Origin of the sequence: Kribbella sp. CA-253562 (genome assembly GCF_050942265.1) — a bacterium.
GTDB lineage: Bacteria > Actinomycetota > Actinomycetes > Propionibacteriales > Kribbellaceae > Kribbella.
Genome location: NZ_CP192049.1, coordinates 5,667,019 through 5,693,541 on the forward strand (window position 1 = coordinate 5,667,019; position 26,523 = coordinate 5,693,541).

The window sequence follows — 26,523 nt, forward strand, 5'->3', positions numbered from 1 at the left end:
TCACTCTGTGCCCAGCTGCGCGATCAGTTCACGTTCCCGCGCCGGGCTGAGTCCTGCTTTGCGCTCCCGGTCGAGCCCCAGCTCCCGCTCCCACTCGAGCGTGTCCCGCAGGAGCTCCTCTCGCGACCTGTGCTGCAGACCCGCCCGGACGGCCGCCTGACCGCTGCGGTTCGACCAGCCCTCGTAGCCCGGCTCGGTCAACCACATGGCCAGCGAGTCCGGTCCCATGTACTGCTCGACCTTCTGCTCCTCCAGCCACTCCCGCGGTGCGAGCACCACTGGACCGGTATGACCACCGATCGCCCGCGAGGCCTCAACCCACTCACCGAACGGCACCACCGGGCCGACCGTGTCGTACGTCCCGGTCACGCCCCGCTCGGCGCAGTCGAGCAGCCAGGAGGCGAGGTCCCGTACGTCGACGACCGAGGTCGGCAGCTCTGGCGTGTCCGGCACCAGCAGCGGCTCCTCCGGCGCCCTGGCCGCGCGGGCGATCCAGGCGCCAGCCCGGTCGCTCCGGTCGCCCGGACCGCCGATCAGCCCCGCCCGTGCGATCACCAGGCGGTCCCCCACCGCGGCTGACGACGCCTGCTCGCAGGCGACCTTCGCTTCGCCGTACTGGTCGCGCTCGGCCGTGTCCGCGTCAGTGGGCTCGCGCAGGGCGGCGGTCTCGTCAGCACCCGGCGTACTGAAGTCGGCGTAGGCGTTGCCGGACGACACGTAGGTCCAGTGCTTGGCGTGCTCGCCGAACGCCGCCAGCGCCTCCCTGACGAAGCCCGGCTGCCAGGAGACCTCGAACACGGCGTCCCACTCCCGCCCCGGTACGCCGTCGTACGCGCCGGGCTTGCTCCGGTCCGCGGCGACCAGCGTCGCTCCGTCCACCACGTCACCGCTCTCGCCGCGGGCCACACAGGTCACCGCGTGCCCCCGTGCCACTGCCTGCGCCGAGATCTCCCGCCCGAGAAAGGCCGTGCCGCCCAGTACCAGAATCTGCATGGCACCCAGCCAAGCAGCCCGGCGCGGCATTTCCCACTGCCTCTGCTGACAGCAGATCGTTGCCCAGCGCCCGCAGTGAGTTATCGGTGGGCTCATGCTCTTGCGGAGGCTGCGGGGACGGCGCACTGTCGGCAGGAGAAGAACTACCACCAGGGGGAAGTCATGACAGGTTTTGTGCAACTCATCGAGTACCGGACCTCCCGGCCGGACGAGATCGCCGCGCTGATGGCCGACTACCGCGGCAAGCGGGAGGCCGAGGCGGACGCCGGCCCCTCGCCGACTCGGGTGATGCTGTGTTCGGACCGCGACGAGAGCGGCCGGTACACCTCGATCGTCGAGTTCGCGTCGTACGAGGAGGCGATGGAGAACTCCAACCGGCCGGACACCAGCGAGTTCGCCTCCACCTTGATGGAGCTGTGCGACGGGCCGCCGACGTTCCACAACCTCGATCTGCTGGAGGTCGAGGAGTTCCAGCGCAAGTCCTGACAGCTCGAGCGGGCCGCGCACCGGAGGGAGTTCGGTGCCGGCCCGCTCGGGGTACGACCGGGTCCGCGGCGCCGGACCCGGTCATGGTCTGGGACTGGACTCGTGAGGTGGAAGCCAGTCGGTGGTTGGTCAGAGCAGATCGGTGAAGCCGGTACGCCGGTGCGTCCGTGCGGCCGGCTCGTTGTCCATGAACTCGGAGAACAGCCCTTTGTGCTGGGAGAATCCGGACCGCTCGGCGGGGAAGATCGGGCCGGTCGATCCGTGCTCGGCGGGGAAGATCGGAGGCGTCGCCTTCGCGCTTGGCCGACGGGGGTCTCGCTCGACACCGTCCGGCCCCGGCGCTTCGCCTGTATCGCTAGCGGTGGCTGGGTCGCTAGCGGTGTCTCCCGGTCCTGGCGGCGCGTGCCGCCCGGACAAGCTCGGCCCTGGCCCCTCGTCCACCGACTCCGGCGCGGGGTGCAACTCCGGCCAGGGCTGCGGCGGCAGGTCCTCCCGCCGCGGCACCGCCGGATCAGGCCCCGGATCCGGGTCGAGCCACTCGACTTCCGTGGCACCCCCGTGCCCGTGGATGGCGATCACCGAATCGATCCCGTCCCAGACGGTGGTCGTCGGATAGTCCCCGTACCACCGCAACGCGACCGCCCCGTCGGTGAACTGAACCCCCTCGGCGACGGGCCCGGTCCCACTCACCCCGGACACGTCCTCGTACCGCATCAACCGAAACCGGCGAGAGCTCATTTCGGCGCGACCTCCCACAACCGCTCCCCGGGCAACGGCCGCCCCGACCCCGGATCAGCCGCCGACACCGGCTCGCTGGTCACCCGCAGCCCCGCGAACCGCCGCGACATCGCCGCGGCGTACCGATCGGCCAACTCCGCCTCGGCGCAGTAGTCCGCGACCACGTGGTCGCCGAACCAGACCCGGACCCGCCGCCGCTGCCGCGGCCCGGCTTGGTCCCCGCCCATCAGTGCACCCGACGCAAAACCAGGAGGCGAGACGATCCGCCCCGTGACCTACCCACCAGCGACCTCGACAACCTGCACATCACGTCAATCACTTCCACTTCCCTGTGGGGATGGGTTCACAGGTAGTGACGAAGCTCTCAAGCCTTCATGACGCGACTTGCCAGAAGTTTTCGCCCGGTGAGGCAGGAGCCGGCGTACGAGGCCCTCAGACCAACTGCTCCCGCACCTCACGCGGCGTGATCCCGGCTACCAATTCCACACTCCGCATCGACCCGGGCTCAATCAGATGCAGCCCCGAATCCTCCGGCACCAGGTTCGCCGCAAACCACACCGCAAACTCGGCCGCGCCCTCCAGATCCGCAGGATCCAACGTCACTGCCTGCCCCGTCCCGCTCAGCGCGATGCCCAGCTCTCCTCCTCCGGGCCCAGCCGGAATCAACGCCTCCAGAGCCATCGAAGAACCCTCGACCCCCCCGAGGCCCACCCGAACGTCAGGCCACCGCCCCCGCAATGCCACCGCGAGATTGTCGGCAGAAACACTCCACGTCGGCTCCTCAAGCGGCGCCACCAGAAAATCGCTCATACATCGTCCTCTTGTTCGACAGTGACCTGGCCAGGAATGTCCAGCTTCGCCATCCGGTCGCGGAAGTACATTGCCGGGGTCGGGTCGTTGGTGATGATCTCCAAGCCTTCCACCGGATTGTCCTGAGACTTGATGACCTCCCGGTACTTCATCAGCATGTGATCGTTCTTCTCTTCGGCGATCTTGCGCAGGAACGGTGGCAGCGACTCTGGGCGGTAGAAAGACTTCGCTGACGCCGGCGCCACGTACTTCGCGTCCTGAGCCCGTCGCAGCAGGGCGTCCAGTCCATCGGCCCAGACCGCGCGCGGTAACCGATCGTCAGTTGTCAGGCGAAACTCGACCGGACCGCAATACCGTCGTTGGAACTCCATCTCCGGACCGGATCCGACAATGGGTCTGATGCGGCCGCTTTCGGTCAATCGCTGCCGATACGAGCCGAAGTCTGCGTCGACACCAGCTGGACGTTCATTTCCGTCGGCTGTCGAGCGGTCGCTGCTTCCCTTGCCGGTATCGGATGGCGATGACTCCTCGTCGACTGAGCTGAAGTCCGGCAGCTCGACATCGACCACCGGTACCGCGATCTCCGGCGCATCCGGCTCCTCGGCGTACTCGAAGTTCGCCGTGACCCGGTCGACCTCGATCACAAGCTCGGCGCGCTCCCACCGCTGCTGCCCCGACTCCGCCATCGCCTCCAGCAGCTCGCGCGCCGCGTCACCGAGGTCGACCGCGATCTCGTACGCCGGCTCGTCGTCCCGGCGTTCCTCGTCGTCATCCTCGTCCTCCGCGGCCTTCGCCGCCGCCCGCAGCTCACCCTTCGGATCGACGACGATCTCGACCTCGAGCTCCTCCTCCGGCTGCTCCTTCTCACGCTCCTCGTCGACCTCGTCCTCCGCCGCCTTCGCCGCCGCCCGCAGCTCACCCTTCGGGTCGACGACGATCTCGACCTCGAGCTCCTCCTCCGGCTGCTCCTTCTCGCGCTCCTCGGCGTCCTTGTCCTGCTTCTTCCGCAGCTGCTCGAACGCCTTCCGCGCGACCTTGATCAGCGGCGGCTCCGGCGTCTCCGGATCCTCGACCGGCTTGAACCGCGCCGTCAGCCGCTTCGTCCGCCCCCGCGCATCCCGCTCGGCGACATCCCCACCCGCACCGGTCGCCTTGTTGCGGTCCGCCGACCCCGAGTCAGGCCGGTTCGTCGACCGCCCCTCGCCCACCAGCCGCTCCGCCCAGGCCTTCGCCTTGGGCGGAGCCATCGACAGGTAGTGCGCAGCCGCCTCACAAGCCCGCGCGGCCGCATCCAACTGCTGAGCCGCCACCGTCGCCTGGCCGTGCGACGCGGCGATCGCCATCGCCGCGTTCTCCCGGCACCGGTCCGCCGTCCGCTGCAGGTGCACCACGACCTGCGGCACCTCGTCGAGGCACTCCACCAGGCCCCGAGCCACCCGCTGCAGGTCAGACGGCACGCCGAAGGCCTAGATCTGGTCCGCGTAGCTCTTGCAGCCGGCCGACGCGATCTCCAGCGCCTCGGCGGCCTGTTCGACCGCCTTGCCGGCCGCGTCCAGGATCTCCGTGATGTCCCGGTCGACCCCGGTCGCCGTACCGGCGATCAGGCTCTCCACCTGCGCACTGTGCTGCGTGAACCGCAGCTTGAACCCTGCCAGTCCGCCCGCTGCCTGCTTGGCCTCGGCAGAGACCTGGTGCAACTGTTCCTTGAGCCGCTGTACGTCCGACACTTCGACTGCCTCTTCCCTAGGAGTTGCGCTTCTTCGGCAGCACGATCGCCGTCCCCGCCACCACCACCGGTACGCCGATCGCCAGCCACCACGGGAGCCCGGCCGCCATCAGTACGACGACCAGCCCCGCTCCACCCCAGCCCCACCAGCGTGCTCCGGGGAGCCGTGGCAGGCCCAGCACCCGCGACGCGGCCAGCATCGTCACAGCCGCCAGCGCGGCCGCCTCGACACCCGCCAGGAACGACCGGGTCACCACCCAGACGACGACGAACCCGACCACCATCAGGGCGGCGCTGATCGTACGGCGCTTGCGCCGCTCCTGCTCGGCCCGGGTCGCCGCCCGGACCTCCTCCAGCTTGTCGACGGTCTCGGCCAGCTGCTTGGTGAGTCGTGCGGCCACCACCTCGATGTCGGCGATGCCCCTGATCTCCGGCAGCGGCACGTTCGCCCGCTTGCCGTCCGGCGGCAGCCCGGCTCGCTGCAGACTGACGGCTGCCTTCTCGGCGAGCCCGTTGAGCCGCGTCTCCAGCTTGTGTCCCCGCTCGGCCATGGCGTCGGCCTCAGCGGCAGCGGTCGCCTCTGCCTGCGTCTTGGCCGCAGTACGCCGGTCCTGCTCCTGCTGCGCGTCCGCACGGGCACCGGCGACCTGCCGCAGCGCCCGCACGTAGGCAGTCCACTCTTCTTCCTCGGTCTTCATCGCCGCACCAGCTCCAGGTACCGCTCGACCTCGTCGACCCGCAGCGGAGCGAACGGCACAACCACCTGGGCCTCCGGGTGCAGCCCGTCCCACAGCAGGCCGCGATGCGGCTCCGACGCCCAGCGCATCAGCGGACCGGCTACCGCGCGCACTCCGTCCTGCGGATGCCGCAGGAACAGGTGGGTCGCCACATTGGACCGCCCGTAGCCCAGCTGCTCGGTGCAGACGTGCAGCCGGTTCCACCAGCCGAAGGTGATCAGCCCCTGCGTCGGCCCGTCGCGCACGATCTCCTGCAGCGCGTTCGCCGGGCTCTCGTACAGCCCTTCGGGGTGCACCTGCATCTTCGGCACACCGTGGAAGCCGAAACCCAGCACGTACGTCGTACCGCCGACCCGGCCCTCCTTGACCATGTCCCGCAGCGAGAACAGCCGAGGCGCGACGTCGGCGTGCTTGTCGACCGTCTCCACCTCGCAGCCGAGCAACCGGAGCGTCTGGATCAGCGCGTCCTTGCCCTCAGCAACCGCCGGAGCGGAGTCCGTCCCGTCCAGGAACACGAAGCGAGGCGGTACGGCAGCAGCAGCCGCGGCCGACACCGCCAGCCCGGTCAGCACACCCAGCGCGTCAGCAGGCCCGTCGCCCAGCACCAGTACGCCGGCGCCCGGCTCCGGCCGCACCTCGATGGCCACCGGCTCCTCGGTCACCGCGATCGGCAGACCGGTCCAGGGACGGCCGAGCTCCGCCTTCACCGCGGCCGCCGTGTCGGTCAGCCGCGCCGGCTCGGCCAGGTGGAAGACCCGCGGCGCCCTCGTCGTACCGGATCGCTGCCACAGCTCGTGCCGCAGGTCGTCCAGCACCGGCTTGTCGGCGAAGCTCACCAGTACGTGCTGGTTGTCGTCCGGCGAGCCGAAGTTCGCGTTGAGCACCGCCTCGCCGCGGAACTGCAGCTCCGCGGCCGCCGTGTTGCCCGTCCGCAGAATCGCCTGGGAGTCGGCCGGTGTGGTCTTCAGCGCGATCCGGTACGGCACCTGGCCGAAGATCGAGTCGCGCCGGGTCGACAGCCGCTTGACCCCTTCGATCGTCTGCGTCGCCAGTACGACGTGAACGCCGTACGCACGACCGAGCCGCACCAGCCGCTCCAGCAGCCGCGCGGCCTCGTCGGCCAGCTCGTCGTCGTCCTCCAGCAGCACCTGGAACTCGTCCAGCACCGCCAGGATCCGCGGCGGCCGATCCGGTCCAGGAGCCAGCTCGGCGATGTCCGCTACGTTCCCGTGCGCCTTGAAGATCTCGCTGCGCCGGGCCAGCTCGTCGGACAGGTGCCGCAGTACGGCGAGGCCGAACGCCCGGTCGCTGTGAATGCCGAGCACCCGCACGTGTGGCAGCCAGTGCTCACGCTCAGCGGCAGGGCCGAGCGCCGAGAACTCCACGCCGTGCTTGAAGTCGAGCAGGTACATCTCCAGGTCGTCCGGCGAGTGCCTGGCCGCCAGACCGTGGATCATCACGAGCAGCAGGTTCGACTTGCCCTGGCCGACCGCGCCTCCGACCAGCACGTGCGGCAGCGCCGGGTTGCCGCTGCGCAGCCGGATCAGCGCGGGCGTGCGGTCGTCGTACCCGATGACCGTGCTCAGCTCGTCCTTGACCGGCTGCCACCAGGTGGAGCGGTCCGGCAGTGTCCGCTCGAAGTCGATCGTCGGCAGCACCGCGATCTCGGCCAGTTCGGCCACCACGTCACAGATGCCGGTGGCAACGTTCGCCTCGAACGGCGGGTCCAGCAAGGCCGGTACGTTGGGCAGCTGCGACACCTCGACCTTGCCGTTGGCGATCGCGACCGGCGTCAGCAGGTCGAGCAGTTGCCGCGGGTCCACGTCGGATTCCGACGACATCGCCGGATCGTGGTGGACCAGGAAGCAGATCCCCCGCTCACCACCGGTCGCGGCGAGCCGGACCAGGTCGCGCTGGGCGAGCGTGTCGATGCCGGCCGGATAGTCGAACAGCACGATCAGCCGGTACGGGTCGGTGACGCGACCGGTCTCGCGGATCAGTTCCTCGAACCGCTTGTGCCCCAGCTGCGCCTGCCGGCTGGCGCGCAGCGAGGACACGTCGACCAGGCTGGACAGCACCGAATGCAACTGCTCCGCGGTGTGTGTTGCCCTCGGCACCAATTGCGGGTACTTCGTGGTCAGGTGGCCGAGCAGGCCCATCATGCCGGTCAGCCGAGGGTCGAACGAGTCGATCCGCAACCGGAACGGCTCCGACGCCGCGATCAGCCGCAACGCCGTGCTCTGCAGCAGTTGCCGCGCCGCCTCGGGCCGGTCGGAGGTGACCCGCCACCCGTTCGTCCGCAGCAACGGCGCGATGACCGGCGTACCGGCTTCGAGCTGGCCCACTCGCACGTACGACGGGATGCCGGCGCCGACGAGCTGGCGGGAGCGCCAGCGGGCGTCGTTCGGAGGGATGGAGGCGAGTCCGCGAGCGAGCCGATCGGCCAGCTGTCGTGCGGCCGGTTCCGCGGTGGCGAGCGCTTCGGCGGTCGCTGCCTCGACGAGTCCCCTGGACTCGCGCCGCGCGATCGCTGTCTGCTCCTGAAGCTGACGATGCAACTGGACGGCGCGCTGATGCTCGCCGCGGGTGAGCTGGCGGGCGTTGTCGAGCAGTTGAGCCAGTGCGTGTTGCAGGCCGCGAATGCGGGCTTCCAGGACCTCCGGAGAAACCGGTCCGGGCGTCGTTCCCCCGTCAGGCGCCTCCGTCACGAGCACCGTCCTTCCACCTTCGCCCCGCGACCTTCACTGCCGCGGACAACCATGTCACACCAACAGTCTCCTGTGTCACTCCAGGCATCACCAGTCTCACCAGCCGACACCTCCGTTGGCCGCCTAGAGCGGCGCGACGATCTCGAGCTCGTAACCGTCGTCGTTGTGCAGGAAGGCGGCGTAATGCCGCGGCCCACCGGCGTACGGATGACGGTCGGCGAACATCAGCGTCCACCCCTGGCCGGGGGCCTCGGCAACGATCGCGTCGACCTCGGCCCGGCTGCCGGCGTTCAGCGCGAGATGGTTCATGCCCGGCCGCAGCCGGTCGTGCTCGGTGGCGGTCAGCGCGGGGCTCTGCTCGACCACCAGGTAGCTGCCGTCCGGGCTGGTCCAGATCTGCCCACCGGGCCAGCTGTCACCGTCCTTCCAGCCCAGCCGGCCGAGGATCCAGCCCCAGCTCTCGACGGCGCGGGACAGGTCCGGGACCCAGATCTCGACGTGGTGCAGCGCGGCGGCCATCGGAGCATTATCTGTGTTGGTCGAGGCGGTTGAACACCGCCACCGAAACCGTCCCGGACAAGACCAGCCAGACCAGCGCGACGACCAGCCACGGCCACCACGCCTGACCGGCGGCGGCCTCCGCCACCGCCTTGCCGAACAGACCACCGGCCGGGGCGAAGACCAGCACCAGCAGCGCGCGGGCGACGGTGGTCTCCTTGGTCATACTTCATTGTCGGAGCCGATCGCGCGGCGCGCAGCGACACGGCGCGCCTTCCCCTTTCTGCACGGTGTTTTGCGCCGTATGTACGCCGTTCGCGCCGTGAGTGCCGACCGGGTTCCCGAAGAGTTCCTGACGAAGTCCTGCTGAGGTCGTTGGGCGGCGGCCGTGGGCGAGAAATTATGTCTGTGGCAGGGTTTAGCGTCTTTCCTGACAGCGAAACAGGATCGGGGGCACAGGTGAGCGGGACCCGGATCGAGACCACGGCGTACGGCGCGGCAGCGCTGGAGCGGCTGGCCGACGTCGTCGCGCGGCTGAAGGCCGACGACCCGATGAAGCCCGTCACGCTGCTGCTGCCGGACAACCTGACCGGCGTGGTGGCGCGCCGTTTCCTTGCCTCCACAGGCATCGCCGCGTTGTATCTGGCGACGCTGTCCCGTCTCGCCGAGCAGTTGGCGGCCGGGCTGCTGGCGCCGAGACGGCCGGCCACGCGCCCCATCGTCGCGGCGACCTGGCGGACTGCGCTGTCCAAGGCGCCCGGTGTGTTCGAGGAGGTCGCGGATCACCCGTCCACCATCCAAGCGCTTGCTGCAGCGCACCGGGAGCTGCGTGACCTGAGCGATTCCGCGCTGGAGAAGGTGTCAGCCGCTTCGGGGCTCGGCCCTTCGCTGGTCCACCTGCACCGCATGGTGTGCGACCAGCTCAGCGAGCAGTGGTACGACGAGACCGACCTGTTGCGCGCTGCGGCGGCCCGGGCCGAGACCGAGCCGTCCGTCGTCGCCGAGCTCGGGTCGCTGGTGTTGTACCTTCCGCAGGAGCTGAGCCAGGCCGAGGCGTCGTTCGTCGCCGCGCTCGGGATCGCGGCCGCCGATCTGACGGTCCTCGTCGGGCTGACCGACGTCCGGCGCGCCGACCGGGCGGTGCGGCGGTCGCTGGAGCGGATCGGGATCGACCTGCCGCCGTCGATCTCGAAGAACTACCCGGTCGCGACCGAAGTGCTGAACGCGTCGGACGCCGACGACGAGGTTCGCTGCGTCGTCAGGGATCTCGTCACGGTGCTGGAGAAGACGCCCGCACATCGGGTCGCGGTGCTGTACTCGGCGGCTTCGCCGTACGCGCGACTCCTGCACGAGCACCTCGCGGCCGCCAAGATCACCGTGAACGGTCCTGGCACGCGCCCGGTGCACGAGCGGGCGCTGGCGCGGACGCTGCTGGAGGTTCTCGCGCTGGTCGACGACGATCTGCCCCGAGCGGATCTGTTCCGCGCTCTGGCGAACGCACCGACCCGCGACTTCACCGGCGAGCGGATCCCCGTGCCGCAGTGGGAGCGGCTGTCCCGCGCGGCCGGCGTCGTCCGCGGCGACGACTGGGCGGTCCGCCTGGGGCAATACGCCGAAAACGAGCGCCGTACCGCCGAACAAGAGCAACTCGCAGACGACCCGAGGCCCGCTGTGGTCCGCCGCGCGCAGTACAACGCGTCCCACGCCCAGCGCATGCACCTGTTCGTCGGTGAGCTGCGGCGCCGGCTGAGTGCGGCCGCGGTGATGGAGAGCTGGTCACAGCTGTCCGAGGTGGTGCTCCGGCTGTTCCACGACCTGCTCGGCGACTACGCGTCCCTGCCGGTCGAAGAGCAGTACGCCGCGGTTGCGGTCGAGGGATCGCTCCGCGGCCTGTCGACACTGGACGAGTTGGGCACCCCGGCGAGCTTGAGCATCCTGCGCGACGTGCTCGACCTGGAGCTGCAGCAGTCGCTCCCCCGGGTCGGCACGTTCGGCACCGGCGTACTGGTGGCTCCGCTGTCCGCGGCGATCGGGCTGTCGGTCGATGTGGTCTACGTGGTCGGGCTCGCGGAAGACATCTACCCGGGCCGCCTACACGAGGACGCCTTGTTGCCGCACCGGGTTCGCGAGGCGGCGGCGCCCGAGCTGGCGTCGGCGCGCGACCGGCTCGACGAGAAGCAGCGGCATCTGCTCGCCGCGTTCTCGGCCGGATCGTCGCGGGTGGTCGCGTCGTTCCCGCGCGGCGACCTGCGCCGGTCGAGCCGCCGCCTGCCGACCCGCTGGCTGCTCGGGACGTTGCGCGACCTGAGCGGAGACCACGCGCTGGCAGCCACCTTGTGGGACCAGACGTCGTACGGCGACCGCCTGCTGACCTCGGCGTCGTACGCGGGGTCGTTGACGACGGCAAGGATGCCGGCCACCGAGCAGGACTGGCGGGTCCGCGCCGCGACGGCCGGGCTGGTTTTGTCGGACGGCGTCGTTGATCGCGCCCGGTTGTTGCTTCGGGCCCGCACCAGTGACGAGTTCACTCGCTTCGACGGCAACCTGTCCGGTGTCGACGGCCTGCCGGACTTCGCGCGCGAGGAGCGGATCGCGTCGCCGACGTCGCTGGAGTCGTACGCGTCCTGCCCGCACGCGTACTTCGTCGAGCGGCTGCTGCAGGTCCAGCCGTTGGAGGCTCCGGAGGATCTGCTGGTGATCTCACCGGCCCAGATCGGAAACCTGATCCACAACAGCCTGGACGCGTTCGTCAGCCGGCTCGCCGGTTCACTTCCCGGGTACGGCGAGCCCTGGACGGCCGAGCAGCGGTCGCTGCTGCTGGCGATCGGCGCCGACCTGGCCGACCGATTCGAAGCCGAGGGTCTGACCGGGCATCCGCGGTTGTGGCAGCGCGAGCGACTCCGAATCCTGGGCGACCTGCTCAACCTGCTCGACGACGACGATCGCTGGCGCGCTGAGCACGACGCGTCGGTGGTGGCCAGCGAGCTGCGCTTCGGCTCGGACGGCGAGCCGCCGGTGGAGATCCCGGTGCCGTCCGGGCGCGTGCTGCTGCGCGGTTCGGCCGACAAGGTCGACCTCGGCAAGGACGGCACGATCTATGTCACCGACGTGAAGACCGGCAGCTTCTCCCGATACGAGGCGATCGAGATCGACCCGGTCGCGGCCGGGACGAAGCTGCAGCTGCCCGTCTACGCGTACGCCGCGCGGGCCCGGCTCGGCGACGAGTCGACGCCGGTCGAAGCGGCGTACTGGTTCGTTCGCAGGGGTGGCCGGCGGATCCCGGTGCCGCTGACCCCGGAGGTCGCCGAGCGGTACGTGCACGCGCTCGACGTGATCGTCTCGTCGATCGCAGCGGGGTACTTCCCGCCGAAGGCGCCCGACGTACCGGATTTCCTCTGGGTGCAGTGCGAGTACTGCAACCCTGACGGGATCGGCCACAGCGAAGTCCGGGCGCGCTACGAGCGCAAGCGGTCCGATCCGCAGCTGGAGAGGTTGGTGCGGTTGATCGATCCGAGCGCCCTGCCCGCGTTCGAAGAGGTGGCACTCCATGAGTGAACTGCTCGATGCCGAGGCCAGGGACCAGATCCGGAACGACACCGACACGACCTTGTTCGTCGAGGCCGGTGCCGGCTCCGGCAAGACGCACGCCCTGGTCGACCGGGTGACGACGTTGGTGCTGCGCGACGGCGTACCGCTGCGCACGATCGCCGCCGTCACCTTCACCGAGAAGGCCGGCGCGGAGCTGCGCGACCGGCTGCGCGTCGAGTTCGAGAAGGCCCGCAAGGGACCTGACCGCGAGCGCGCCGACGAGGCCCTGGACGATCTCGACTCCGCGTCCATCGGCACGCTGCACTCGTTCGCCCAGCAGATCCTGCTCGCGCACCCGATCGAGGCAGGTCTGCCGCCGTTGATCGACGTCCTCGACGAGGTCGGTTCGTCGGTCGCCTTCGAGGAACGCTGGTCCGAGCTGCAGCAGCAGTTGCTCGACGATGACTCGATCGCAGAGCCGTTGCTGCTGGCGATGGCGGTCGGCGTCGAGCTCAAGCACCTCCGCTCGCTGGCTCGCCTATTCGGCAACGACTGGGATCTGATCGGCGAACGCGTCCTGGTCGACCCACCCGAGCTCGTCGCGATGCCAGACCTCAGCGGCCTGATCGCCGCCGCGGCCAAGATCGGCGCCTCCGCCGCGGACTGCCGCGCCGAGGACGATCGCCTGCTGCCGAAGATCGAGCGCATCCGCGACCTCGGCGTGATGCTGGCCGCCGCGACCGACGCCGAGACCCAGCTCGCCGTGCTGCACGCCCTGCGCACGCTCAAGGTCGGCAAGATCGGCCGCAAGGAGAACTGGCCCGACATCACCCGCAGCCGCGCCGACTGCGCGGAGGTCATCGAGGTCGCCGGCTCCCTCGTCGAGCTGCTCCTCGATGCTTGCCTCAGGCACCTTTCCCACTGGATCGCCGAACGGGTGCTCGAATCCGCCGAACGCCGCCGCGCCGAAGGCCGCCTCGAGTTCCACGACCTGCTCGTCCTGGCCCGCGACCTCCTCCGCCGCGACCCCGCCGTCCGCTCCGCGCTGCAGGACCGCTACCAACGCCTGCTCCTGGACGAGTTCCAGGACACCGACCCGATCCAGATCGAACTCGCCGTCCGCATCGCCGCCGGCGCGGCCGCCGACGCCGACGACTGGCGCGACATCGAAATCCCCGACGGCTCCCTGTTCGTCGTCGGCGACCCCAAACAGTCCATCTACCGCTTCCGCCGAGCCAACATCGCCACCTACCTGACCGCCCAGTCCCTACTCGGCGAAACCGTCACCCTCACCACCAACTTCCGCACCGTCCCGCCAGTCCTCGACTGGATCAACACCGTCTTCACCACCCTCATCACCCCTGCCCCCGACGCCCAACCCACCTACCACCCACTAACCCCACACCGCCCCACACCCACCCCTGCCACCGCGCCCGACTTCGTCGCCGGTTCGTCAAACACCACCGGCGCCCCGTCGGCGTCCGATCAGCCCACGCCAGCCGACCACCCCGGTCCTGCCACCACGACCGCCGACACCACCCCGACCACCGACCGATCCACACCCACCAAGCTCCCCGCCCCCAACCACACCGTCCTCAGCACCCCGGTCACCGACCAGACCACACCCACCAACCTCCCCACCTCTCCTGCTTCTTCATCGGCCGCAGCGACCTCAACCCCAGCCGGCCTCACCGGCCGCATCGGCACCCCCGCAACCGGAGACCAACTCTCCCTCTTCGACGACTCCGACCCCGACACCGCCGACGCTTCATTAACGGCCGAAGCCGACGACACACCCCTCGCGACCGTCACGTCGATCCGCCGCCACCTCACCGTCGTCCCGCCTACGCCCGACGACACCCCCACCGAACTCACCGCAGCCACAGCCATCCCCGGCTGGTCCCCCAAGGACAACCCCGCCGCCCCACCGACAATCGCCAGCACCCCGACCACGGACTCACCCGAATCCCCCGGCGGCCCCGCCGTCACCATCCTCGGCGCCGAAGCCCACGACGACCTCCCCCGCGCCCAAGCCTCGGTCCTCCGCGAGCGCGAAGCCGCCGACGTCGCGACCGTCATCACCCAAGCCCTCACCGAGCAATGGACCGTCTACGACGAGAAAATCGGCACCTGGCGTCCAGCCGGCGCCGGCGACATCGCCATCTTGGTCCCAGCCCGCACTTCCCTGCCCTTCCTCGAAGACGCCCTCGACCGCGCCGACATCCCGTACCGCGCCGAGGCCAGCTCCCTCGTCTACCAAACCTCCGAGGTCCGCGACCTGCTCGCCTGTGCCCGCGCGCTCGGCGATCCCAGCGACCAGCTAGCTCTGGTCACCGCCCTCCGGTCTCCCCTGTTCGGCTGCGGCGACGACGACCTCTTCACCTGGAAACGCTCCGGCGGCACCTTCACCCTCACCGCCCCCGTCCCCGACAATCTCCTGACGCACCCCGTCGGCGAAGCGATGGAGTGGCTCCGCAAGACCTACTACGCCTCCCGCTGGCTCACCCCCAGCGAAGTCCTCGCCACGATCGTCGCCGACCGCCGAGTCCTCGAAGTCGCCGCGACCGGCCCCCGAGCCCGCGACACCTGGCGCCGCATCCGCTTCGTCGTCGACCAGGCCCGCGCCTGGTCCGAAGTCGAGCACGGCGGTCTGCGCGCCTATCTGGCCTGGGCCGCCCACCAAGGCGAAGAAACCTCCCGGGTCGCCGAAGCCGTGCTCCCCGAAACCGACGCGGACGCCGTCCGAGTCATGACCATCCACGCCGCCAAAGGCCTGGAGTTCCCGATCGTCATCCTCTCCGGCATGACCGCCTCACCGAACCGTCAACGCGGCGTCCAGGTCCTCTGGCCCCCAGACGGCGGCTACGCCGTGAAACTCAAGTCCTCCATCCAGACCGAGGACTTCGACTTGGTCCAGCCAGTCGACGAACAGATGGACGACTACGAACGCCGCCGACTCCTCTACGTCGCCGCGACCCGAGCCCGCGACCACCTCGTCGTCTCGCTCCACCGCTCCGGCACCCGCCGCCACTCCAGCAACGCCGAACTCTTCACCTCCGCCAACGCCCTGGACGTCCCCCACATCCACCGCCTGCAATGCGCCGATCAGCAACCCCAGCCGGCAGCCAACGCGCCCGGCAGCGGCATTGTGGCGAACTCCCAGGGCAGCTCCTCCACGCCAACCTCAACCACAACCTCCGCGACTTCTACTCGCAAAATCGCCCCACCCCTCAACCGCGCGGAGTGGGAAGCCCGCATCACCGAATCCCGCGCCGCCAGCCGCCGCCGTTCCAGCCACAGCCCTTCCGGCCTGGAAGGCACCGGCCCGGATGTAGCTATCCACGAAGCCGATCCCGGTACGGCGAAAGCAGCCCGCGACATCGACCTCCCGCCCTGGTCCAAGGGCCGCTACGGCACCGCCATCGGCCGAGCCGTACACGGCGTCCTCCAGGTCATCGACCTCACCACCGCCGCCGGCCTCGAAGCAGCCGTCCAGTCCCAATGCGTGGCCGAAGGCGTAGTCGAGTACGCCGACGTCGTCCAGGCCCTGGTCCGCTCAGCCCTCTCCTCCGAGATCGTCCAACGAGCCGCGACTCGCGACCACTGGCGGGAGTCGTTCGTCGGTATCCCCCAACCAGACGGCACCGTCCTCGAAGGCTTCATCGATCTGCTCTACAAAGAAGACGACGGCACCCTGATGATCGTCGACTACAAGACCGACGCCATCCCCGCCGCGGCCCTGGACTCCCGCATCGCCCACTACACACCCCAACTCCAGGCCTACACCACCATGCTCCCCACCAAAGCGAAAGCCACCCTCCTGTTCCTCTCCCCCACCAAGGCCCACGCCCACCAACTCTGAACCCACCCCTCAGACCTCCGCCGACGCACACGTCGTCGGCCCGTCACGAGCCCATCGCCACCCGCGTCGGTCAACGCTCACCACGCCGGCCAACAACGATGCGCTGCGCCGGCTCCGGGTCCGCGGCGGAGCTGGAGAACGCCGGCGACGACGAGGACCTCGGAGATCCGCGATGTCGTGTTCGTCGACGGCGTTCGCATCACCGCGACCACGTCACCGGGCCCGGCTTCGCCGTTCGCGATGCCTACCCGCCGCGGACGGGTCGCCCCGTTCCGCGCCCTACCGTGGCAGCGGCGCGTTCCATCGCGGTCTTCTGGATCCACCGCAACGGCCCGCGCCGCGGATCCGGCGCCCGTGAGGTTGTAGGGGCTGGATGCCGATGTCAGCCGCTATGGCGTCTTGACCAGCCTGGCACGTACGCCCTTGGGCACGTAGATGAACACCAAGGAGCTCACCGATCGAGCGGTGATTCCGTGAGGTCCGGTTGCCGCGGCCGCCGCTGGCGGCGGTGGAGAAGTCCGCGGCGGCGGGCCGGTTCACGGCCAGCGTGGCGACGCCGGCGACAGCGGCGCTCGCGACACCCGCCTTGTGGCGCACGAGCCGCCGGACCACACGGCCGAGGGCGTCGGGCACCACGTCGCGCTGTCGATCGTCGGCACCGAGCGGCTGCCCGTTCAGCGCGGGGATCTTGTTGTCGCCGTCGGGAGCGCACAGTCGGCTCACCGCCAGCATCTGTGGCTGACGGCAACAACAGTTGCGCGAGCGCGTTGCCCGGCGGTCTGCGGATCGCGGATCGCGGATCGCGGATCGCGGATCGCGGATCGCGGATCGCCTGATTTTCCGGGTCGCCCGGTCGCCCGGCGCGCTGCGTTCGGATGCCCGGACAAGCCCGGCTGTCCCGGTTGCCCCGTCGCCCCGGTTGCCCAGTCGCCCGGTTTCCCAGTCGCCCGGTTTCCCGGTTGCCCAGTCGCCCCGGTTGCCCAGTCGCCCGTTTTCCCGGTTGCCCAGTCGCCCCGGTCGCCCAATCGCCCGGTTTTCCCGGTTGCCCGGTTGGCCCGCTTGCCAGTCGCCCGGTTTTCCCCGTTGCCCAGTCGCCCGGTTTCTCCGGTTGCCCGGTCGGCCCGGTTGCCAGTCGCCCGGTTTTCCCCGTTGCCCAGTCGCCCGGTTTCTCCGGTTGCCCGGTCGGCCCGGTTGCCAGTCGCCCGGTTTTCCCCGTTGCCCAGTCGCCCGGTTTCTCCGGTTGCCCGGTCGGCCCGGTTGCCAGTCGCCCGGTTGCCTGGTTCGCCGCGTTTGCCGGGGGCGAACGGCGCGCGGCGTAGGGATCGGGATCCACGCCACGGCCTGATAATTCACTTGAATCCGCCGTGCATCAGTTCGACGATCAACCCATGACCACGACCAACGCCACCATGCTTCTGACCTCCACCGATGTCCCGGTGGCGGCCAAGCAGCAGACCGGCCGACCGTCGGGAGCGATCACCTTCCGCACGTGATCACCGCGCTCGTCGCGGGCCTCGTCGCCGGCTACGGCATCGCCATTCCTGTAGGCGCCATTGGCACCTACCTCGTAGCCCTCACCGCCCGTACGACTCTGAAGGTCGGCACCGCGGCAGCCCTAGGCGTCGCCACAGCCGATGGCCTCTACGCCCTCATCGCCACTCTCGGCGGCTCCGCCATCGCCCCAGCCCTGGTGCCCATCACCACACCCCTGAAGTGGATCTCGGTGGCGGTCCTCCTGGCACTGGCCGGCCGCGGTGCCGCCACGGCCATCACCCACCACCGCCGCCTCCACTCCCGCAAACCCATCCCTCCCCCGCCCACGCCAACCAGGGCCTACCTGACCCTGCTCGGGATGACCCTTCTCAACCCCACCACGATCATCTACTTCACGGCGCTCGTCCTGGGCACCCAAGACGCCACGACTCCCACTTACGCAGAACAAACCATCTTCATCACAGCAGCCTTCCTCGCCTCAGCCTCCTGGCAACTCGCCCTGTCCACGAGCGGTGCCCTCCTAGGTCGCCTCCTCACCAGCCCCCGCGCCCGCCTGCTCACCGCCCTCACCTCCAGCGCGATCATCACCGTCCTGGCGCTCCGCATCCTGACAACAACCGTCTGACTGAAGGCGAGCCGAGGCGGTCACCACGGCGACCGCCTCGGCTCCAACCCAACACCGGTGGACGGCGAAGCGGTCCAGCCCCGAAAGAAGCGCCCACTCGGCTCGCGCCGTACCGCCTTCGTGGTGGCGGCTGATCACAGGCGCGGCGATCGCAGGCGCGACGGACGTCCACTCGCGCTCCTCCGCCGGCCGACCACGACGTCGGAACGCACCTGACGTACGGCGCTTCGACGTTGTCGCGCGTCCTCGGTACGGCGGTGCTGCTGTGACGACCGGATCAAGCCCGGACGTCACAACGGCGTCCAGTTCGGCCCACTGTTGCCCCTACATCGGCTCGCCGGCGCTCGGCTGTCCTTGGTGATGCTGGGACTCTTCTGACCACAAACTCGAAAGGTTCGAGTGAAAGCAGCAATCGCCCTTGTGCTGCTGCTCGGCGCGTTCGCGGTCGGCCGGGGGCCGATCACCCTGGAGCACGCTGCTCGCGTTCATTCCGACAGGGCGACCTCGCCTGCAGCCTGGCCGGGGTATGGCCGTGCATGGCCGCCGACTCGGCTCCGCTCAGCACCGAGGGCATTAAGCAGGCCGAGGCCCCGCCGGCGCTGGACAGTTCGCGGGCTGTGAACGAAGTCGGCTGGTTCCCGAAGGTCGGTGGCGCGTGTTGTGCCGGCAGCACGCAGGTCTCACCTCGAGCTGCGGATCGGCCTCACTCCTGGATCACCCGCTCACTGCCGGCGGGTTGGGCGCCGGCTGGTCGTGGCAGTACGGCCTGGTCTCTGTCGAACCACGGCCGGCCCTGGGCCTCCCCTCAGACCGGTCCTATTCGAAGGACACCGGAGAAGCAGTTCCGGATCGTCGTTACCGAACGCGAATCAGCAGCCTGGACTGACCTCGCACGACGGCTGTCCCAGGTAGTCCCGACGAGGTGACGCTGGCCGACAGTCGCTGCCCATACGATTTGCGCATCGCGAGCGCCGATGGCGGGGGCCACGTCTCGTACGGCTTCGCGGCCACGAAGCTCGTGCGGCAGCTTGGCACCCAGGCTCGCCGTACGGAACGCCTGCTACACACCGGGCATTCGTCCGTTACGGCACCTGCCTGTCGACACGGTGATGAGGCGAGCGCCCTCTCGGCCGTCGGTTGGACTGTTCGAGGCGATCGCCACCAGCGGTGGACTGTCCGAGGCGATCACCGCCGGCGATTGAGCTGGCGATGCTGGGGGCGCCACCGCTCGGCAGACCTGTCCAGGTCCTCGGGACGGTCCGGTTGCGGCGTGCAGAAGTCGGGTCACGTACGAGCAAGGCGGACAATGCGCGAGGGGCCGTCCGCATCTGGATCTCCGTTTCGGTTGGGGTCGTCACGGAGAGTTTATGGTCGTGGCGAGTGGTTACGGGTGCGCTTGTCACGGGTTGTGGACAAGTAGGAGTCACCCTGTCGGCGGGGGCGGGACGGCTTCCCCTACGATGCACCGCATCCGGATTTGATCGGATTCCCGGTCGGATCGCTCAGTCCGGCTGGCGGGTTCGCCACCAAGAGTGTGAGGGTGTGGCTCATGAACATCGGTAGTCGGAAGATCGTCGTGGACGAGGCCATCGCGCAGTTGCGGCTGTACTGCGAGTCCAACGGTGCGGTACTGAAGTACTACGACGGGCTTCCGGGGCTGACCACTGTCGGTGGGTCGGAGCCGGACAAGGTCACGTTGGAGGACCTGGCCCGGACGATGGTGATCGGGTCCGACCTGCGGGCGCTGGACATCGTCTGGCTGCTGGAAGTGGACGCGGAGAAGGAGTTCGCGGCGATTCCGGTGGACGCGCGGCTCGAGGACGCGGCGCCAGGGACGTCGTTGTTCGACGCGGCGATGGCGCTGGACGAGAAGTTCTCCGGGCACCGCGGGTTCGGGCACGCGAAGAAGGGCAAGCTGCTGCACCTGAAGCGGCCGTATCTCTTCCCGGTCAGCGACAGCTTCATCCGGATGACCTACAGCGACGCCTCGGCGGGTGCGGAGTTCCTCGCGGCGGTGCACCGCGACCTGGTCAACCCGGCGAACGTGCGGGACTTCAAGGTGCTGCAGACCCGGCTGATCGCCGAGCCGGCGACCTCGGCCGCGAAGGTGCTGGCCGAGGCGCCGACGCTGCGGCTGCTGGACATCCTCGCGTCGCTGCTGGGCGAGGCGAAGTAGCACGCCAGTACGGCGTACCCCCGCGACTACATGACGCCCAGCCGAGCCAGCGGTTCGACGAGTTCGCGTTCCTCGTACGACAGGTGGGACAGCAGCGTGTCGTCGAGAATGTTGACCGCCTCACGCAGGGTGTCGATCGTTCCTTCGCCCGAGACCAGTGAGACCAGCGCCTTGTCGACGCCTTCCAGGACGTCGTGGATGACCAGGTGCTCCTCCTGGAGGCGGTCGACCACCGGGGTCAGGCGGGAGTCGGCCCGGCGCAGGCGCGGGAACAGCGACGCGTCCTCGAGCGAGTGGTGCGTGGTGACGAGCCGGCAGTACGACTCGCAGTAGACGCCCAGCGTCCAGTTGTTCTGGCGCATGGTCATCGTGTTGATGTGCGAGCGGGCGGCGCCGACGTCCATGGTTCCGGCAGCGACCTGTTCGACCAGGTCGTGGATCTGCTCGAGCTCGGCGCGCAGATGGTCGTGGACCTGGATCAGGTGCTCGCCGGACGCCAACTCGTGCGGCGTATAGGTGCGCTCGGGGTCCAGAGCGGGACCGGTCGGGCGAGCCGACTCGTCCCAGACCTGGACGGAGCTACGGCGTTCGGCCGGCGGCGGAGTCGGTACGACGGTGAAGCCGCCCTTCCGGAGCACCGCGGGACGGCTGACCTCGGCGGCGGCCGGAGCCAAGCCCGCCGAGGCCGACGCCGACGCAGCACTACTGTCAGTCCCAGCCACCGAAGTCGTGGAGCGCGCCGCGGTAACCGCCTCCCGCACCCCCTCCGCAACGTCGGCGAAGCGGCGGATGGCGTCAGGATCGTCCGAAGCGAGAATGTAAGTGCTCATCCCCTCGGTCAACGTCAGTTCCGTGAGCTGCTCGATCCAGACCTCTTCCGGGCCCTGCAGAAAACCACCGCGCCCAGCGAAGTTCCCGGACAGGTTGTAAAGGCGCCGCACCGCCGACGGATCGCGACCGGCCTCAACAGCCGCCTCGTCGATGATCTTGTTCATCGCGCTCAGCTCGTCCGGCCCCGCGTAGCCGCTGGACGGCAACCAGCCATCGGCCGCCCGACCCGTCAGAGCCAGCATCCGCGGCTTATAAGCCCCGAGCCAGATCTCCACCGGATGCGCCGGCGCCGGACCGCGTTTGGCGCCGTTCAACGAGTAGTGCTTGCCCGGCAGCCGGATCCCACCGCCCTCCGGCTTCCACACCTCGCGGATGATCGCCAGCGCCTCCTCCAGCGCCGCGATGCTCTCCCCAGCAGTCAACTGCGGCCCACTGTTCGCCGCGATGGCCTCACGGAAGCCACCAGCACCCAGACCGAGCTCGACCCGCCCGCCACTGATCAGGTCGAGCGAGGCGACACTGCGCGCCAGTACGACCGGATGCCGCAGCGGCAGATTGGCCACGTTCGTCGCCACCCGGACAGAACGCGTCTGCGCGGCGATCACGCTCAGCAGAGTCCACGCGTCGGCCAGCCGCGGCTGGTACGGGTGGTCCTGCACAGTGACGAGGTCCAGCCCGACCTGCTCGGTCAGCTGAGCCAGCGCGATCACCCGGTCGATCTGATCGATCGCCGGCGTGATGAACGTTCCGAAGACCAGTTCGTGCCCGTAGTCCATCGTCCACACCTTCGTTGCCGCAGTTGTTTCGTGCCACGTACTATTGACCTGACGAACAAATTACTTCGTGCCACGAACATTCACAAGTCGGCGGGAGCACCGGATGGAAGAGACGCTCGGCGCGGCCAGCAGCCTGGTCCGCCTCACCCACCTCGTGCACACCCTGTACGCCGAAGTCGGGCGCGGCTGCGACCTGACCACCGCCCAGGCGCAGATGCTGTGCTCGCTCGGCAGCCGCCCGACCGGCATGGCCGAGCTGTCCGCGATCCTCGGCGTCGAGCGCTCGAGCCTGACCGGTCTGGTCGACCGCGCCGAGCACCGCGGTCTCGTCGTACGGCAGCCGGACCCGGCGGACCGCCGTGCGGTGAAGGTGACGCTGACCGCCGAGGGCATGGACGCCCTGGAGCGGTTCCACAAGGAGCTGACGATCAAGTTGGAGCAGCTGCTGACCGAGCTGCCGGCCAAGGAGCGCGAGCAGTTCACCGGGACGCTGCGCCGACTGGTTGCCGACGCGCCCGCCGTGTTCGCAGACTGACCAGATGATCCTGCTCTCGGCGCTGGAAGCGATCGGCGCGACTCCCCTCGTCCGCCTTCGCCACACCGTCCCCGCCGGCGCCGCGCAGGTGCTGGTCAAGCTGGAGGGTGGCAACCCGACCGGCAGCTACAAGGACCGGATGGCGCTGGCCATGATCGAGGGCGCCGAGGCCAGCGGCGTACTGCGGCCAGGGCAGCGCGTGGTCGAGTTCACCGGCGGCAGTACCGGCTCGTCGCTGGCGTTCGTCTGCGCGATCAAGGGCTACCCGCTGACGGTGGTCTCGTCCGACGCCTTCGCCGAGGAGAAGCTGCGCACGATCCGGGCGTTCGGCGCCGACCTGATCGTCGTGCCGAGCGAGAACGGACGCATCACGCCCGACCTCTTCGTCAGGATGCGCCACGAGGTGGACCGGGTCGTCGAGCGCGACAACGCTTTCTGGACGGACCAGTTCAACAACACCGACGCCCTGCGCGGCTATCGGGTGCTGGGTGACGAACTGCTCGCCGACCTCCCGGCCATCGACGTCTTCACCGCGGGAGTCGGCACCGCCGGGCTCCTGGTGGGCGTCGGCCAAAGCATCCGTCCCAGCACCGGCAGACTCGTCGCGCTCGAGCCGACCAGCTCCCCCATGCTCACCAGCGGGTACGGCGGCCCGCATCGCGTCGAGGGTCTCGCCACCGGCATCGTCCCGCCCCTGCTCACTCCTGACGCGTACGACGAAGCCCGCGCGGTCGACGAGGCCGAAGCCCGCCATCTGGTCAAGCAGCTCGCTCAGCGCGACGGCGTCTTCGCCGGCACCTCGTCAGCACTCAACATCCTCGGCGCGATCCAGCTGGCCACCGAGCTGACTCCGGAGCAGACGGTCGTCACTGTTGCCGCCGATACCGGACTCAAGTACCTGGCCGGCGACCTATACGCCTGACGCGAGTTCGAAGGCCTCTTCCAGCGTCAGCAACCGCCCAGCCGCGTACTCCGCGTCGTACTGGTCCCCAAGCGCCGCACGAGCCGCCTCGGTGATCCGCTGCGTGTCAGCGGTCTCCGCGGGCGTGGCCAGGATGCCCTCCGCCTCTTGCGCCACCGCAGCCGCTCCCAGCAGACGCGCCGCCACCGGCGGCGCACTGGAGGTCAGCGTCCCGGCGATGCCTTCCAGCGACCAGGCCATCGACCTGCGTGCCTCTTGCCCGGCGCACAGCTCGTACGCCTCCACATGCAACGCCCGTGCGGCGGCGAACTCGCCCCTCTGCTCCCGCAGCAAGCCGAGCTCGTCGAGCACCATCGGCAAGTACAGCACCGAGTCGTCCTGCCCCCGAGCCTCGTCGATCAGTGCCTGCAGCCGGTTCTCCGCGACGGCGAAGTCGCCACTGCGCCGCGCCGCGAAACCCAGCACGAGCGCACCGAGCGACTCCAGCGGCCGGTGCCCCTGCTCGATCGCCAGCTGGAACGCCTTCTCCCCGTACGCCGTCGCCTGCGCGTAATCACCTTCCCGTACGGCGGTCCAGCCGAGCCAGCCGTACTCGCCCGCGACGTCCGGCCACAGCCCGAGCTCCTCCGCCATCCGCAGTGCCTCGGTGTGCAGCTTCACCGCGCCCCGGAAGTCGCCGACCAGCTCCGCGTGCGAACCGAGCCAGCCCAGCGCCTGCAGCTGTCCCCACCGGTCGCCAAGAGCCCGGAACAGCCGCGCACTCTCGCCGGCGTCCCGCTGCAGCACCTCCAGGTCGGTCCGGACATGCGCATGCTTCGCCCGAGCGGCCAGCGTCGCAGCGATCCCCCACCGGTCACCGGACTGCTCGAACGCCGTCAAGCACTGCTCCAGCATCGCCACTGCCTGCGAATCGCTGCAGTGCAAGGCCATCCACAGCACAGACCGCGGCCCGACCTCGGACCTGCACCGGTCGCGAACGGCCGTGGCCTCAGCATCCCCGTGCAGGTACATGTAGCCCGCCAGCCAAGCCGCCACCTCAGCCGTCTCCGGCACAGCCTCGAACGACCGCCGAGCCTCAGCGAACCGCCCGCGCAGGAACCAGTACCAGCCCAGCGAACACACCAGCCGCTGAGCCAGTACGTCGTCGCCTGCGGCGAGAGCGCCGTCCAGCGCGCTGCGCAGATTGCCCGACTCGTCGTCCAGCCGCTGCAACCACACACCCTGCTCAGCGCCGAACAGGTGAGTGGACGCCGACGAAGCCAGCTCCGCGTAGTACCGCCGGTGCCGGTCGCGCACCGACTCGTACTCGCCGGACCGGTGCAGCTTGTCCACGCAGTACGCCGCTACGGACTCCAGCAGCCGGTAGCGCATGCCATCAGCGCCAGGAACCGGTACGACGAGGGACCGGTCGACCAGCCGGACCAGTACGTCGAGCACGTCCACCCCGCAGACCGCCTCGGCAGCCTCCGGCGTACAGCCGTCGGCGTGGACGGCGAGGCGTCGCAGGACGGCCTGTTCGTCCGCGCTGAGCAGCTCCCAGGACCAGTCGATCATTGCCATCAGCGTCTGCTGCCGAGGCGCGGCACCACGGTGTCCGGTCGCCAGCAGCCGGAACCGGTCGTCGAGCCGTGCGACCAGTCCGTCGACGCCCAGCGCCCGGACACGCGTCGCTGCCAGCTCGAGCGCCAGCGGGATCCCGTCCAGCCGGCGGCACAGCACCGACACCGCCGACGCGTTGCGTTCGTTCAGCTCGAACGCGCGATCAGCTGCGACGGCCCGCGCGACGAACAGCTGCACAGCGGTCGACTCCCGCAACGCATCAACTGAGTCACCCGGCGACGGCACGGCCAGCGTCGGCACGTTCCACACGGCCTCGCCGGTCAGCCCCAACGGCTCCCGGCTGGTCGCCAGCACTCGCAGCCGAGGAGCGGAAGCCAGCAGCCGATCAGTCAGTGCGGCAACCTCGGTGATCACGTGCTCACAGTTGTCCAGGACCAGCAGCCTCTCCCCCAGTACGTCGGCCAGGTGGTCCACGACGTCTTCGCCGCCTGCGTCCCGCAGGTCCAGCGCGACCTGCAGCGCGTCGGTCAGCGACCCGGCGACGTCCAGCGCGTCGGGCGCGATGCCTGCCAGCTCGACCAACGTCACGCCGTCCCGGAAACGCCCAGCCGCCTCGGTGGCCGCAGCGATCGCCAGGCGGGTCTTGCCGACGCCACCAGGACCGGTGAGCGTGACCAGCCGGTCCTCCGACAGGCGTCGGTTGATCTCGTCCAGCGACTCGCCCCGGCCGATCAGATCGGTGAGCTGAGCAGGCAGATTGCTCCGCCGCTTCGGCAGCTGCGGCAGCTCCTGAGTCAGCACCGACCGGTGCAGCTCCACCAGCTCCGGACTCGGGTCCAGGCCAAGCTCGTCCGCCAGCAGCACCCGCAGCTGCTCGTAGCTCGCCAGGGCCTCGCTCTGCCGGCCTGCTCGGTACAACGCTTTGATGTGCGCGGCCCTGAGCCGCTCCCGCAACGGATGCTGAGCCACGAGATCAGCCAGCACGCTGACGTCGGTGTGGAACTCCTCCTGCGCCGCCAGCCGCTGCTCGTTCAGCCGGGCCACGGTCGCCTCGGTGAAAGCCTCGTCCGCGAAGTCCGCGTACGCCGGGCCACGCCACAACGCCAGCGCCTCCTCCAGCCGGCCCTGCTCCAGGTACTCCGCGAACTGCAGCGCGTCGTACGTCGCACTGTCGACCTTCAGCGAGTACCCGGCCGGTCCGGACATCACCAGCGCCCGCGAGCCAGGCTCGGCGTCCTCGAAGGCCCGGCGCAGCTGGGACACCTTCGCCGACAGCGTGCCGGACGGGTTGCCCGGCAGGTCGTCGCCCCACAGGTCGTCCAGGAGCCGGTCGGCCGGCACCGGGCGGCCCTCGTGCAGCAGCAGATCGGCCAGCAGCGCCCGCACCTTCAGACCCGGCACAGTGACCGGCTCGCCACTGTCCGTCCACGCCGTCACCGGCCCGAGCACCCCGAATCGCATGGCGGCACCCTATCTTTCGGTCCGGTCGTCGCGGACCGGAAAGAAACCGAAAACCCC

At 69.6% G+C, this 26,523-nt stretch carries 19 protein-coding genes; 7 read left to right on the plus strand and 12 right to left on the minus strand.

The genetic code is table 11. The features are described 5' to 3' along the window. Positions 1–993, minus strand: a complete 993-nt coding sequence (locus tag ACQPXM_RS26740; protein WP_432938187.1) for an oxidoreductase — start codon at positions 991–993, stop codon at positions 1–3. Between the two features lie 162 nt (positions 994–1,155). On the opposite strand from ACQPXM_RS26740, the gene ACQPXM_RS26745 reads away from it, so the two are divergent. Further along, positions 1,156–1,479, plus strand: a complete 324-nt coding sequence (locus tag ACQPXM_RS26745) for a hypothetical protein (RefSeq protein ID WP_432938190.1) — start codon at positions 1,156–1,158, stop codon at positions 1,477–1,479. A 129-nt stretch (positions 1,480–1,608) separates the two neighbouring features. Here ACQPXM_RS26745 and ACQPXM_RS26750 read toward each other — a convergent pair whose 3' ends face one another. The 9 genes from ACQPXM_RS26750 to ACQPXM_RS26790 form a co-directional block, all read right to left on the minus strand. After that, positions 1,609–2,217, minus strand: coding sequence for a hypothetical protein (locus ACQPXM_RS26750; protein ID WP_432938192.1), 609 nt, complete (start codon positions 2,215–2,217; stop codon positions 1,609–1,611). Then, positions 2,214–2,444 (minus strand): hypothetical protein, encoded by a 231-nt coding sequence (locus ACQPXM_RS26755; RefSeq protein WP_432938196.1) that lies wholly within the window; start codon positions 2,442–2,444, stop codon positions 2,214–2,216. Before ACQPXM_RS26755 ends, ACQPXM_RS26750 begins: the two co-directional genes overlap by 4 nt. A gap of 205 nt (positions 2,445–2,649) precedes the next feature. Then, on the minus strand, positions 2,650–3,027 hold the full coding sequence (locus ACQPXM_RS26760) for a hypothetical protein (RefSeq protein WP_432938199.1): 378 nt from the start codon (positions 3,025–3,027) through the stop codon (positions 2,650–2,652). Next, entirely contained in the window at positions 3,024–4,484 is a 1,461-nt protein-coding gene (locus ACQPXM_RS26765; protein WP_432938201.1) for a restriction endonuclease fold toxin-2 domain-containing protein, read from the minus strand. Before ACQPXM_RS26765 ends, ACQPXM_RS26760 begins: the two co-directional genes overlap by 4 nt. Positions 4,485–4,493: 9 nt before the next feature. Next, positions 4,494–4,754, minus strand: coding sequence for a hypothetical protein (locus ACQPXM_RS26770; RefSeq protein ID WP_432938204.1), 261 nt, complete (start codon positions 4,752–4,754; stop codon positions 4,494–4,496). Positions 4,755–4,770: 16 nt separating this feature from the next. Next, positions 4,771–5,451 (minus strand): hypothetical protein, encoded by a 681-nt coding sequence (locus ACQPXM_RS26775; RefSeq protein WP_432938206.1) that lies wholly within the window; start codon positions 5,449–5,451, stop codon positions 4,771–4,773. Next, on the minus strand, positions 5,448–8,198 hold the full coding sequence (locus ACQPXM_RS26780; RefSeq protein WP_432938208.1) for an FtsK/SpoIIIE domain-containing protein: 2,751 nt from the start codon (positions 8,196–8,198) through the stop codon (positions 5,448–5,450). Before ACQPXM_RS26780 ends, ACQPXM_RS26775 begins: the two co-directional genes overlap by 4 nt. A gap of 123 nt (positions 8,199–8,321) precedes the next feature. Next, a complete protein-coding gene (locus ACQPXM_RS26785) occupies positions 8,322–8,717 on the minus strand; it encodes a VOC family protein (protein WP_432938210.1) in 396 nt (131 codons plus the stop codon). Between the two features lie 7 nt (positions 8,718–8,724). Continuing rightward, positions 8,725–8,922 carry a hypothetical protein gene (locus tag ACQPXM_RS26790; RefSeq protein ID WP_432938212.1) on the minus strand — a complete coding sequence of 66 codons (198 nt, stop codon included), beginning with the start codon at positions 8,920–8,922 and terminating at the stop codon, positions 8,725–8,727. A gap of 233 nt (positions 8,923–9,155) precedes the next feature. Here ACQPXM_RS26790 and ACQPXM_RS26795 point away from each other — a divergent pair, with 233 nt between their 5' ends. The 4 genes from ACQPXM_RS26795 (at position 9,156) to ACQPXM_RS26810 (ending at position 20,381) form a co-directional block, all read left to right on the plus strand. After that, positions 9,156–12,251, plus strand: coding sequence for a PD-(D/E)XK nuclease family protein (locus tag ACQPXM_RS26795; RefSeq protein ID WP_432938215.1), 3,096 nt, complete (start codon positions 9,156–9,158; stop codon positions 12,249–12,251). After that, positions 12,244–16,086 (plus strand): UvrD-helicase domain-containing protein, encoded by a 3,843-nt coding sequence (locus tag ACQPXM_RS26800; protein ID WP_432938218.1) that lies wholly within the window; start codon positions 12,244–12,246, stop codon positions 16,084–16,086. Before ACQPXM_RS26795 ends, ACQPXM_RS26800 begins: the two co-directional genes overlap by 8 nt. A 1,489-nt stretch (positions 16,087–17,575) precedes the next feature. Further along, positions 17,576–18,205: a LysE/ArgO family amino acid transporter gene (locus tag ACQPXM_RS26805; protein WP_432938221.1), complete on the plus strand. Its 630-nt coding sequence runs from the start codon at positions 17,576–17,578 to the stop codon at positions 18,203–18,205. Between the two features lie 1,549 nt (positions 18,206–19,754). Beyond that, positions 19,755–20,381 (plus strand): DUF6308 family protein, encoded by a 627-nt coding sequence (locus ACQPXM_RS26810; protein ID WP_432938224.1) that lies wholly within the window; start codon positions 19,755–19,757, stop codon positions 20,379–20,381. Positions 20,382–20,407: 26 nt separating this feature from the next. Here the strand turns inward: ACQPXM_RS26810 and ACQPXM_RS26815 are convergent, their stop codons facing one another. Continuing rightward, the gene (locus ACQPXM_RS26815) at positions 20,408–21,988 is read right to left on the minus strand and encodes an LLM class flavin-dependent oxidoreductase (protein WP_432938227.1); all 1,581 of its coding nucleotides are present in this window, start codon (positions 21,986–21,988) and stop codon (positions 20,408–20,410) included. A gap of 103 nt (positions 21,989–22,091) precedes the next feature. Here ACQPXM_RS26815 and ACQPXM_RS26820 point away from each other — a divergent pair, with 103 nt between their 5' ends. Then, a complete protein-coding gene (locus ACQPXM_RS26820) occupies positions 22,092–22,523 on the plus strand; it encodes a MarR family winged helix-turn-helix transcriptional regulator (RefSeq protein WP_432938229.1) in 432 nt (143 codons plus the stop codon). Between the two features lie 4 nt (positions 22,524–22,527). Next, the gene (locus ACQPXM_RS26825; RefSeq protein WP_432938231.1) at positions 22,528–23,445 is read left to right on the plus strand and encodes a PLP-dependent cysteine synthase family protein; all 918 of its coding nucleotides are present in this window, start codon (positions 22,528–22,530) and stop codon (positions 23,443–23,445) included. On the opposite strand, the gene ACQPXM_RS26830 is transcribed toward ACQPXM_RS26825, so the two are convergent. Next, positions 23,434–26,466 carry an ATP-binding protein gene (locus tag ACQPXM_RS26830; protein WP_432938233.1) on the minus strand — a complete coding sequence of 1,011 codons (3,033 nt, stop codon included), beginning with the start codon at positions 26,464–26,466 and terminating at the stop codon, positions 23,434–23,436. The two genes, ACQPXM_RS26825 and ACQPXM_RS26830, sit on opposite strands and share 12 nt — an antisense overlap. Positions 26,467–26,523: the final 57 nt, after the last annotated feature.

Bases quoted from the DNA above. Each gene is read 5' to 3' on its own strand.
- ACQPXM_RS26745 (WP_432938190.1), top strand. From the start codon at position 1,156: ATGACAGGTTTTGTGCAACTCATCGAGTACCGGACCTCCCGGCCGGAC.
- ACQPXM_RS26810 (WP_432938224.1), top strand. From the start codon at position 19,755: ATGAACATCGGTAGTCGGAAGATCGTCGTGGACGAGGCCATCGCGCAG.
- ACQPXM_RS26760 (WP_432938199.1), bottom strand. From the start codon at position 3,027: ATGAGCGATTTTCTGGTGGCGCCGCTTGAGGAGCCGACGTGGAGTGTT.
- ACQPXM_RS26790 (WP_432938212.1), bottom strand. From the start codon at position 8,922: ATGACCAAGGAGACCACCGTCGCCCGCGCGCTGCTGGTGCTGGTCTTC.
- ACQPXM_RS26775 (WP_432938206.1), bottom strand. From the start codon at position 5,451: ATGAAGACCGAGGAAGAAGAGTGGACTGCCTACGTGCGGGCGCTGCGG.
- ACQPXM_RS26825 (WP_432938231.1), top strand. From the start codon at position 22,528: ATGATCCTGCTCTCGGCGCTGGAAGCGATCGGCGCGACTCCCCTCGTC.
- ACQPXM_RS26785 (WP_432938210.1), bottom strand. From the start codon at position 8,717: ATGGCCGCCGCGCTGCACCACGTCGAGATCTGGGTCCCGGACCTGTCC.
- ACQPXM_RS26750 (WP_432938192.1), bottom strand. From the start codon at position 2,217: ATGAGCTCTCGCCGGTTTCGGTTGATGCGGTACGAGGACGTGTCCGGG.
- ACQPXM_RS26740 (WP_432938187.1), bottom strand. From the start codon at position 993: ATGCAGATTCTGGTACTGGGCGGCACGGCCTTTCTCGGGCGGGAGATC.
- ACQPXM_RS26830 (WP_432938233.1), bottom strand. From the start codon at position 26,466: ATGCGATTCGGGGTGCTCGGGCCGGTGACGGCGTGGACGGACAGTGGC.
- ACQPXM_RS26820 (WP_432938229.1), top strand. From the start codon at position 22,092: ATGGAAGAGACGCTCGGCGCGGCCAGCAGCCTGGTCCGCCTCACCCAC.
- ACQPXM_RS26815 (WP_432938227.1), bottom strand. From the start codon at position 21,988: ATGGACTACGGGCACGAACTGGTCTTCGGAACGTTCATCACGCCGGCG.
- ACQPXM_RS26755 (WP_432938196.1), bottom strand. From the start codon at position 2,444: ATGGGCGGGGACCAAGCCGGGCCGCGGCAGCGGCGGCGGGTCCGGGTC.
- ACQPXM_RS26800 (WP_432938218.1), top strand. From the start codon at position 12,244: ATGAGTGAACTGCTCGATGCCGAGGCCAGGGACCAGATCCGGAACGAC.